6 protein-coding genes are annotated in these 6,323 nt (G+C 54.7%); all 6 read right to left on the reverse strand.

Features of this window, described 5'->3' with window-relative positions; all coding sequences use genetic code 11:
* Positions 1-3: 3 nt before the first annotated feature.
* Positions 4-945 carry an ABC transporter permease gene (locus tag VKV18_RS12380; protein ID WP_324204512.1) on the reverse strand — a complete coding sequence of 314 codons (942 nt, stop codon included), beginning with the start codon at positions 943-945 and terminating at the stop codon, positions 4-6.
* A gap of 3 nt (positions 946-948) precedes the next feature.
* Complete coding sequence (locus VKV18_RS12385) at positions 949-2,982, reverse strand: ABC transporter substrate-binding protein (RefSeq protein ID WP_324204513.1); 2,034 nt, start codon at positions 2,980-2,982, stop codon at positions 949-951.
* A gap of 77 nt (positions 2,983-3,059) precedes the next feature.
* Positions 3,060-3,983 carry a LysR family transcriptional regulator gene (locus tag VKV18_RS12390; RefSeq protein ID WP_324204514.1) on the reverse strand — a complete coding sequence of 308 codons (924 nt, stop codon included), beginning with the start codon at positions 3,981-3,983 and terminating at the stop codon, positions 3,060-3,062.
* A complete protein-coding gene (locus tag VKV18_RS12395) occupies positions 3,974-4,828 on the reverse strand; it encodes a DUF72 domain-containing protein (RefSeq protein ID WP_324204517.1) in 855 nt (284 codons plus the stop codon). The genes VKV18_RS12390 and VKV18_RS12395 overlap by 10 nt, the downstream gene beginning before the upstream one ends.
* Positions 4,821-5,843, reverse strand: a complete 1,023-nt coding sequence (locus VKV18_RS12400) for an NAD-dependent epimerase/dehydratase family protein (RefSeq protein WP_324204515.1) — start codon at positions 5,841-5,843, stop codon at positions 4,821-4,823. Before VKV18_RS12400 ends, VKV18_RS12395 begins: the two co-directional genes overlap by 8 nt.
* The coding region (locus VKV18_RS12405; RefSeq protein ID WP_324204516.1) for a hypothetical protein at positions 5,840-6,323 on the reverse strand (484 nt) is incomplete at its 5' end. The genes VKV18_RS12400 and VKV18_RS12405, both read right to left, overlap by 4 nt.

The raw sequence follows: 6,323 nt of genomic DNA on the forward strand, positions 1-6,323 counted from the left end.
CGTCTACTCCAGCCTCACCCGCGGGTCTAGAAGCGCATAACAGATATCCGTTAGAATATAGCCCACAATCGTCACCAAAGCGCCTAGAAAGACCATGGCACGCACCACAGCGAAATCCTGTCCGTTGATCGCATCCACGGTATAACTTCCTAGTCCGGGAATATCAAAAAACGATTCGAGCAAGAGGCTCCCCAGGAACAGGCCCGGGATCGAGGCCACCACGGAGCTGGCGATAGGGATGGCCGCGTTTTTTAGAACGTGCTTGAAGAGCACGCGGGTCTCACTTACCCCCTTTGCCCGCGCCGTACGCACGTAGTCCTGGTTCATGGCGTCGAGCATGAAGGTGCGAAAGAGCCGCGTCGTGCCGCCAAGCCCACTGATGAGCGCCACCAACACCGGTAAGAGGATGAAGCGAAGGCTGTCAAAACCGTGCCGATAGCCGGCCAACGGAAACCATCGCAACAGCTTTCCGAAGATGAACTGCCCCGTCATGATGTAGACGAGCGCGGTAATGCTCATCAGCAGCACACACAAAAAGGCACCCCAATAGTCCAAATAGGTCGCCCGAAAGTAGGCCAGCCCCAAGGCAAAACAGATCGACACGGTGAGAGACGCCATTAAAACCACAATCTGCACCTCAAAGGAGGGGCCGGCTCCCTCCTTGATACGAGTCCAGATGTTTTCGCCTGTGGCATCCGACTTTCCGAAGCGCAACAAGAAGAGCGCCTCGGTGGTCTCCTTGAACTGCACCCACTTCGGTTTATCGTAGCCGTGCTGATGCAACCAAGCCTTGATCTGCTGAGGCGTGGGGTTCTTTGCAGATAGGTTGCGACGAGCGATCTGTTCCGGTGAGGAGGTAGCATAAAAGAGCACAAAGGTAAGAAAGGCCACACCAAGCAAAGTAGGAATGGCCAGTAAAATTCGCCGAATAACGTATCGCAGCATGTCTTAAGCTTCCTCCGGAGGATGCACCCGTACGTGCCGACGTGAACGTTGCCGCACCACCTGTACGGCAGGAAGGGAGCCGACCGTGAGAAACACTACAAGACCTACGAGCGGCCATAATTTGGGCCGATTCCACTCCCGTTGCAAGCGCAGACGCTCCGCGGCATCCACCGCATAGTATTTTGGACTATCGAGCGCGATGGGGTTTGGCTTTACGTTCCGCAACCACGGCTGTACCAACCCGTAACTTTCACTATGGTCACCGTAGATCATAGGGCCATCTTCCACCGCAATATTACGCATTTGCCGTATGATCTCGGCACGCTGTGGGCCATCCTCCATGGCGCGCATTTTGGCGAATAAGGCATTATATGTTGGGTTATTATAGTCTGCGGCATTTGGGCCGGGACGCCTGTTGGGCCCATACAACAATAGCAAGAAGTTCTCCGGGTCCGGGTAGTCGGCTACCCACCCAAAATAGATAAACTGAAACTGCCCCTGATCGACCCTCGACTGAAAAATGGGGAAACGCCAGGAACGGGGTATCACCTCGATACCGAGCTTTTGTATCTGCTTGATCACCAACGCCGTCTGTAACCGTCCTTCCGCATCTACCCCTGAATTATCGTAGTACAGCACAAGTCTCTGGCCGGTTTTTGGGTCTACCCCTCCCGGATAGCCGGCTTCGGCGAGCAGTTTTTTCGCCACCTCTAAATTGTACTGCTGATAGGGGTTTTTGTAGTTGGGATCGTAGCCAAAGAGGCCCGGTGGAATGAGAAACTGTGCTGGTTTGCCCAACCCCACAAACAGCAGGTCTATAAACTCCTGCTGATTCATTGCCAGCGCAATGGCATGGCGTAAAAGCTTGGCTCGCCGGCTATATCCGCCGTAAACCGGGTCATCCATGTTAAAAATAAAGTAGCTCACATCGGCGCCCGTCGTTTTAAACAGACGGATTCCACGAGCACGCATCTCTGGAGAGAGTTGCCCAGGGCTTGATAGAGCCTGCTGAAAGTTAATTTGGGAAACTCCCGAGAGATCGAGGTAGCCCTGTTGAAAGAGGTTCCAGGCGGTCAGAGGCTCTTTGATAATGCTGAAGCGTATCTCCTTAACCAAAGGAAGCTGCTTACCGGCGTCCGCCAACAAGCCGGCTGCCCTGTCTCCCGGTTCTCCTTCAGAAGGATAGTATTCAGGATGCCTGTTTGGGTTTACCACCAAAACAATGCGGTCTTTAGGCACATATTCCTTCAACATAAACGGGCCGCACCCTACCGGATGACGGGCGAAGTTCTTACCGTACTTTTCCACCGCTTCATAAGGGATGGGGGTTGTGAACGACATCGCCATAAGGTAGCGCAGTTGGGGATAGGGTCTATCCAGCAGAATCCGGAAGGTGTAGGGGTCGTGAGGGTCGAGCTGCAGACCGGGGAGAGGGTAGCTGTAGTCCGGAGGAAGGCCTCGTTTTTCTCGTTGCATCTGGTAGTTTTCAAAATCACGCATGCCCACCACTTTGTCGTCAAGATAGTTCACGATGGGACAGTTGACCCCCGGATCGGCGATGCGCTTGAAACTAAACACAAAATCGGCCGCTGTAATCGGGCGGCCTTTCCCTCCAGGAAAACAGGGATCGTCCTGAAAACGCAGGTCATGGCGAATGTGGAACGTCCAAAGTTGGCCCATTCGGCTTACCCGCTTGCCGTCTACCACCTCTTGAACCGGCACGTTCTGATAGACGGGCATTGTAGCCCCCAGATTAAGATCGAGTTGCAAGGGGTTGCGCTTTAAATGGTCGTACTCTAAATAGGCCGGATAGATCAGGTTGACCACTTCACCGGAGGCCACATCGTAGGCCACGGTGGGGTCGAGGGTCTTGGGGTCATCGCCCAGCGCCAAATAGAGAACGGATTTACCCGTCTCCCCCGGAGGATAGGGGCTGTTATCACAACCGGCCAGGCCAAAACCAAGCCCAAACAGGCTAAGCCCCCATAGTAAAAAAGCAAGTCGCGAGAAGGTTGTTAATGTTTCGCTATGCATCATGCGCATTCTCTAACATAACCGATATCCCAGTCTTTAGATAATAGCACGAAAGCGCCGGATGAACGTGAGCGTATGGCTCATCTCGGCGACGATTTCGTCGGCCCTCCACCTTTTGGCTTGCCGATAAGGGCCTCTACCAGCACACGCACCACCGTACGCTGCGGGTTTCTTCTTCTCAATAACAGCCCCACCGGACGACAAAAGGCATCCTCTGGCGCCAGAGGCACAATAACAAGGCTCCCCTCTCGTGCCTCCTTGCGTGCCGTGATCTCGGGAACAAGCGAGATGCCTTGCCCTAGCTCCACGAGATTTTTCAGCATCTCGATGTTGTCGCAGGTATTTACAATGCGAACGCGCACCCCGGCCAAGCGTAATTGCTCATCTACCAGTTTGCGCGTGGGGATGTTTACATCGAAGGTCACGAAGTTCTGGCCGTTGAGCTGATGCAAACCGATGGTCTCTAACCGCGCAAAAGGATGTTCCGGTGGACAGATCAGGGCCATCGGCTCTTCGCTAAAGGGCAACACCTCTATCCCAACATGCGTGGTGGGAACGGCCACAATGCCGATGTCCATTGCCCCCGAAAACACGTCGTCGTAGATGCGCGCCGTGGAGCTGTACTCTAGGTGTACACTCACCTGCGGATACTGCCGCAAAAACGGCTTGAGGCGCCCGGGCAGTTCATGCAAACCAACCGAGTAAACAGTGGCAATCCGCACCGTGCCCTCCATCGAATCGGCGAAGCCCTTCAGTCGCTCCTCTAAGGCCATGGCCTCACGCACCAGAGAACGCGCCCCTTCGTATAACAGCCGCCCGGCATCCGTCAACTCCACTTTCCCTTTGCCCTTCTGCCGGCTCAATAGCGTGCGACCTAGCTCGCGTTCCAATATGCGTATACGCTGGCTCACCGCCGACTGCGTGATGAAATTGCGCTGAGCCGTCTTGGAAAACGAGCCGGTCTCCACGAGATCGCAAAACAGCTGAAGGTCTTTTAGGTCCATCGCGACGCGTTAGGAAAAAGGTTCTGCTGACGTTCCACCGGGAAGACCGCTTCCTCCTGCCCCAGCAACCGGCGCACGCGGTTGCACGTGGCCGGCGAGAACCCCTCGTAATCGTTGTTGCAGAAGATAAAAATCTTATCTACTTTCTCGGCGGCGCGTTTGATGGCCTCCACCCACTTTTGAATTCGCTCGCTCTTGTCATGCTGAATCTTATCGTGATGGGAAAAAGCCCCATGCCGCCCGATCAGCCGTACGTAGAGAAAATCGGCGGTGATCTCTATCTTCGGCGATAAAATGATGTAATCCACTGCTGCAAGCGCCACCCTATGCCGGCGTAGAAGGGCCGCCACATCCTCACCTTCTAAAGACCGATGGCGAAACTCTATGGCAAAACGCACCCCTTGCGTTGACGTTATATCATCCAGCAGGGGCAGCGTTCCTTCTAGATTCGTCAGTTCCGACCGACGAAAGTCAGGCGGCATTTGAAACAAAATGGGGCCCAGTTTCTCCCTTAGCAGCTTCATCGTCGCCACAAACTCCCTTATGAGATCATGGCTCGACGGCGCTAGATGCAGCTCATGGGTGATCTGTTTTGGTACTTTCGGACAAAACAGAAAATGTTCGGGCGTTGCCCGATACCAACTCTCAACCACCTGAGCCTTTGGCGGAGCATAAAAAGTCGAATCGATCTCAACGGAGTTGAAGCACTGTGCATAGAGCCGGATTTGGTCTCTCCCCACCGTGTTCGGTGGGTAGAACGGCCCACACCAATCGGCATAACCCCATCCCATCGTCCCGATAAAAATAGGAATGGAACGAGCGTCCGCACGCTCAGTTTCACGCATCAAGCCCTGCTAGCTCCTCAGCCAAGCCCCTTCCATGGCGATCCCAAGCTTCGATCACCTTATCCTCGAAGGGGTCATCATCGCTGTTCTCTATTTTTCCATGAGCATCGAGCCAAGCAACCGTTCTCTTCACCCCCTCGACCCAGGGAACGGTGTATTCGAATCCGAGGTCGGTTTGCGCCGCGCGATTGTCGAAGATGGAGGGATATTGAAAAATCTCGATGCTGATGCTAAAACGCTTGGGAGCGATCTGCGCCATAACGTCGGCTGGAATATGCACCAAGCGCGGAGTGGGCACACCGAGGGCCTCGGCCACCCCCTCATGATATCGGTTCCATGTCATCCACTCCTCTGCGGTAACATTATAGCAACGCCCGTAGGCTACCGGATTTCCGATGGCGGCGATAAACCCTTTTGCAACGTCAGAGATATGGCAGGCCGCCCATAAACAGGAGCCATCACCATGCACTATAATCGGCTTGCCTTTGCGCATCCGGTCAATATAGGTAGTGCGCCAACCCAGACTATGCACGATGGTGCCCCCCTCACCGTACGTTTGAGAGGGTCGCATGATCGTGACAGCAAAGTCGCCACGCTGCCCCGCTTCCAGCAAAATGTCTTCACATTTGGCCTTATTGGCCCCATAACCGGTTACCGGTCGGCGTGGCTCATCCTCTCGAATCGGGTAGCGCGTTGCCGGCCCGCCGTACACGCACACGGTGCTACAAAAGATGAACTGCTCGATACGTCCACGAAAAGCCCGTATTACGCTGTGGGCATCCTCCGGCACGAATCCCACCATATCAATCACACAATCAAAAGAGCCGGCCTCCTGCATCTGTTTTTCAAACTCGGTGTAGTTTCGTCTATCGCCGTGCAGAATTTTAGCCCCTGGCGGAATACGCGCCTCCGTACGCCCGCGGTTGTAAAGGGTAACGTCGGCACCACGCTCAAGAAGTTGGCTCGTAATTGCCGTGCTGATGAGGCCGGTGCCCCCGATAATGAGTATCTTCATTGGTTCGCTAGCTCCAGTGTGAGTATTTGATGCGGATAGTCAATCGTCACCCTACGCGCGTGGGCGAGGAAGGGCATACCGACAAGCGCAGAAAGCTGGAAATCGAAGTCTTGGCTTAGGTCCTCCATAATCGAGGCGCCAAGAATCGGGTCTAGCTCCATGAGGAAGGGAATGCCTTGCGGATGAGCCAGCGTTAGGTCTATGGAAAAAGCAAACAGGAGGGCACGAAACGTCCCATTTTTCGACCCAACACCCAGCGGCAAGGGCAGGTCAACCTCCTTATAGGAGTCCACATTCTCCTTTCTGGCCAGTTCGCGGGCCGTAATGAGCGAGAGAATGCCGAGGGGTGCGGCCCCTGTGTCCAGCATTGCCCACTCCACGCGCGTTCTATCGCCAAGGAGAACCGGTAGAAAGATGTAGCCCTGAAAGAGATGAAACGGCACCGAGGTCGTCATATCGCCCTCTAGCGGAGGGGGAGCG

This window comes from Chthonomonas sp., assembly GCF_035294505.1.
In the GTDB taxonomy this organism is placed as follows: Bacteria; Armatimonadota; Chthonomonadetes; order Chthonomonadales; family Chthonomonadaceae; genus Chthonomonas.